Genomic DNA, 1,304 nt, shown 5'->3' with positions numbered 1-1,304 from the left:
ACCGTGACCCTGAGCAACGCCGATGGCCTGCCGGTGAATAACCACGGCGGCCTGAGCTTCACCCTGACCGATGGCACGGTGATCAACATCGCCGCCAATCAAACCAGCGGCAGCACCAGCGTACCGGTGCCGGACAACCTGTACGTTGATCAGCCTGTCGTCATCGACAATCAGTTGACCGGTGTCAGCGGCAGCAACAACTACGAGAACCTGGTGCTCGGTAGCGACAAAACCAGCGTCACCATTAGCGACGAAGCGAACGGCGCCGACAACAAGGTCACCGTGGGTATCGCCGCCAACGGCGACGTCACCGAAGGCACTGCGCCGACCTTTACCGTGTCCATCAACCGCGCTTTGGCCGATGACTTCACCGTCACCCTGAGCAACGGGAAATCGGTGGTGATCAGCGCAGGTCAAACCAGCGCGATCTACACCGGCGACACCAACGCCGAAGACGTCTACCAAGACCCATCGTCCCTGACCTTGAACGTCACCGGCGCCTCCGTGGCCGGCAAGACCTTCGAGAACCTGGTGATCGACAACACCGCAGCCACGGTGAACACCACCGACACCACCAATGACGTGGTGGCCAAGTTGACCGTGGACAGTACCAGCGTCAGCGAAGGTGGCCAGATCACCTACACCGTGACGTTGAGCAATGCCGATGGCTTGCCGGTGAATAACCACGGTAGGTTGACCTTCACCTTGACTGACGGCACCACCATTAACGTCGCCGCCAACCAAACGTCTGGCAGCACCAGTGTTCCGGTTGCAGACAACCTCTACGTCGACCAGCCTGTGACTGTGGTTAACCAGTTGCAATCCGTCAGCGGCAGCAACAACTACGAAAACCTGGTGCTCGGCAGCGACACCACCAGCGTCACCATCAGTGACGACGCAAACGGTGCCGGCAACAAGGTCACCGTGGCCCTCAGCGCCAACGGCGACGTGGTGGAAGGCAACGCGCCGAGCTTCACCGTCAGCATCAACCGCGTTCTGGCCGATGACTTCACCGTCACCCTGAGCAACGGGAAATCGGTGGTGATCAGCGCAGGTCAAACCAGCGCGATCTACACCGGCGACACCAACGCCGAAGACGTCTACCAAGACCCGTCGTCCCTGACCTTGAACGTCACCGGCGCCTCCGTGGCCGGCAAGACCTTCGAGAACCTGGTGATCGACAACGCCGCGGCCACGGTGAACACCACCGACACTACGAATGACGTGGTGGCCAAGTTGACCGTGGACAGTACCAGCGTCAGCGAAGGTGGCCAGATCACCTACACCGTGACCCTGAGCAACGC

The 1,304-nt window shown here is 60.6% G+C and carries 1 protein-coding gene; it reads left to right on the top strand.

The window, feature by feature from the left end:
• A partial coding sequence (locus tag PG5_RS34550) for an immunoglobulin-like domain-containing protein (protein WP_042955990.1) occupies positions 1-1,304 on the top strand: 1,304 nt, incomplete at both ends.

Origin of the sequence: Pseudomonas sp. G5(2012) (assembly GCF_000408945.1) — a bacterium.
Lineage (GTDB): Bacteria > Pseudomonadota > Gammaproteobacteria > Pseudomonadales > Pseudomonadaceae > Aquipseudomonas > Aquipseudomonas umsongensis.
This window is presented reverse-complemented; position numbering and strand designations above follow the sequence as displayed.